The sequence below is a fragment of the Ruminococcus sp. AF37-20 genome, assembly GCF_003460465.1.
GTDB classification, from domain to species: Bacteria; Bacillota; Clostridia; order Oscillospirales; family Ruminococcaceae; genus Hominimerdicola; species Hominimerdicola aceti.
This window is the reverse complement of sequence record NZ_QTVE01000052.1, coordinates 1-2,209: the sequence shown is the minus strand read 5'-3', so window position 1 is coordinate 2,209 and position 2,209 is coordinate 1. Positions and strand designations below refer to the sequence as shown.

Sequence of the window (2,209 nt, the reverse complement as noted above, 5' to 3'; positions counted from 1 at the left end):
GCGGCATCTCGGAGGAAGAAATAGAGAGGACGTGTTCAATGTATGATGACTGTAACGAGTGTCCACTGTGGGATTATTGCAATGAAGATGAGGAGGTTTTGTAAATGAAAATACTTGTTATTGAGCCTGAAAAAGCGCCGTATGAAAAGGAAATCGGCGATGATATTCACGATATGCAGGCAATAGTCGGAGGGTGTATCGAGCCCATATATTTTGAGCCGAAGCAGGACGCTCTTGTCTGGTGCAACGATGAATTTCTGCTTAACGGTTCACAGCCTAATCGTGTTGTGGGAAATGTTCTTGTACATGGAACTTTCTTTGTTTCAGGCAATTATATGAACGAATACGGCGAATGGGACAGCTGTTCACTTACCGATGAGCAGATCGAAAAGTATTCCAAGACGTTTAAGAACCCTATTATTGCATTGGGGAAAATGGAGATGGCGGATATTGAGGCTCTTTGCGAGGTCTTTGAGGAAACGGAAGAACCTGAAATTACGATGTCATAAACGAAAGGATCAGGTGATGCAAATGAAAATTACAGCAACAATCAACAGATTTGTTGACAAACAGGATTCATCGGTAAAAGCGTATGCCAGTGTTACAATGGACGGAATGTTTGCTGTTCACGGACTGAAAGTAATGGAAACCGAGAAAGGCAGATTTGTAAATATGCCGTCAACTTCATATACCGACCGTGACGGCAACAAGCAGTATTCGGACATTTTTCACGCTATAACAAAAGCAGCGAGAAATGCACTTAATCAGGCTGTTCTGAATGCTTACGATGTCAAACTTCAGCAGATACAGGCAACAGAGATTGAGGTTGAAAATACTCCCGACGAGGAAATGTCCGACGAGCCTGCGGACGAACCTGAACCTGAGATAGCAATGTGAAATATCTCACAAAAGAATACTGTATACTTTGTTGCTTTGGTAGAATTTCTTTGAAAAGACTGGATTATGATATATCTCTGTGATATAGTGAAAGAAACAAATTTATCGGGGTGATACTATGAAAAAAGCAATAACGATCTTAGCTATATGCAGTCTGCTGCTTACAGCCTGCGGACAGATAGACGATACAGAATCCAAATCGGAAACTACTACTGCAATTGCTTCCGAAAGCACGGCTGGCGAAGATACTGCGGAAACTTCATCGGCAAAAGAAGAAAAGGATACAAGCGAAGCCACAACTACTACGAGAAAGAGTTCGCAGACGGTATCCTCTTCCTCAAAGCCGACGGGTATTACTGTAACTACCACAAAGAAATCAGGTTCGTCAGGTGCTTCGGGAAACTCAATTCAGGGACAAAACAATTCCGTGCAGAATAATAACGGTCAGGTAAATTATCAGCCTGAACAGAATAATCAGCAGCCCGATAACAATCAGAGCAATAACGGTGCGCAACAGAATAACCAATCGTCTGACAATAAGCCTCAGAATAACAACCCTTCTCCTCCGGTTACAACGGCAAAGCCTGCGGTGACAAATCCGCCGACTACGACTACACCAAAGCCGCAGACTGAACCGCCTGCACCGGAGCCTACTGAGGAAGAAAGGTATATGGGTATTGGCAGAAACTTATTGCATGATGGTTCTGACTACAGCAAGGCAGAAGCGGTATACAACTGGATGACTGAAAACGGTTCGGGTACTTGCGTGAATTATTCATACAAGACATACCTAATCTGTCAAGGTATAGGGCTTGATTGCTATGCTTGCTGGACTGACTCAGGAATATACGGACACGTTGCCAATATAGTGAAAGTTGACGGAATATGGTATGTTCTTGATACTCAGGCAGGCGCTTTTCTTGACTACAACTATGGTTTTACAGAGGTTGTTGATATTGATGAAAACCATATTGCGGATGGAAGAATGATAAGCGATTATAGCTATGAAGAATTACACGAATAAAACGAAATACTAATAAACAGAGAGCCGAAGAAATTTCGGCTCTTTTTCTTTGCAAAAATGAAAAGGAGAAATGCTATATATGTTTAAAACAAAATCAAAAATATTGAGAAAACTCAGCGCTGGGTTAATGGCAGGACTCTGCGCTTTTTCTATGCTTGGCTCTACAATGAGCGGAGTTATCACGACAAATGCCGCCAGCAACTCGACCAAAAACTCTGCGTTTCCGTCTTCCGATACGGTAATCGCAAAGGCGGCGACGCTTCTCGGTTCTCCGTATACATTTGGGAA

At 42.6% G+C, this 2,209-nt stretch carries 4 protein-coding genes; all 4 read left to right on the top strand.

The genetic code is table 11. From position 1 onward, the window contains the following. Nucleotides 1–104 precede the first annotated feature (104 nt). The gene (locus DW015_RS13195; protein WP_117905964.1) at nt 105–509 is read left to right on the top strand and encodes a DUF3846 domain-containing protein; all 405 of its coding nucleotides are present in this window, start codon (nt 105–107) and stop codon (nt 507–509) included. Nucleotides 510–531: 22 nt separating this feature from the next. Next, nucleotides 532–897, top strand: coding sequence for a SpoVG family protein (locus DW015_RS13190; protein ID WP_181979943.1), 366 nt, complete (start codon nt 532–534; stop codon nt 895–897). A 118-nt stretch (nt 898–1,015) separates the two neighbouring features. Continuing rightward, on the top strand, nt 1,016–1,921 hold the full coding sequence (locus tag DW015_RS13185; RefSeq protein ID WP_117905962.1) for a hypothetical protein: 906 nt from the start codon (nt 1,016–1,018) through the stop codon (nt 1,919–1,921). 79 nt (nt 1,922–2,000) lie between these two features. Beyond that, the coding region (locus DW015_RS13310; RefSeq protein ID WP_147338178.1) for a hypothetical protein at nt 2,001–2,209 on the top strand (209 nt) is incomplete at its 3' end.

Coding starts and splice junctions, on each gene's coding strand:
- DW015_RS13195 (WP_117905964.1), top strand. CDS start 105: ATGAAAATACTTGTTATTGAGCCTGAAAAAGCGCCGTATGAAAAGGAA.
- DW015_RS13190 (WP_181979943.1), top strand. CDS start 532: ATGAAAATTACAGCAACAATCAACAGATTTGTTGACAAACAGGATTCA.
- DW015_RS13185 (WP_117905962.1), top strand. CDS start 1,016: ATGAAAAAAGCAATAACGATCTTAGCTATATGCAGTCTGCTGCTTACA.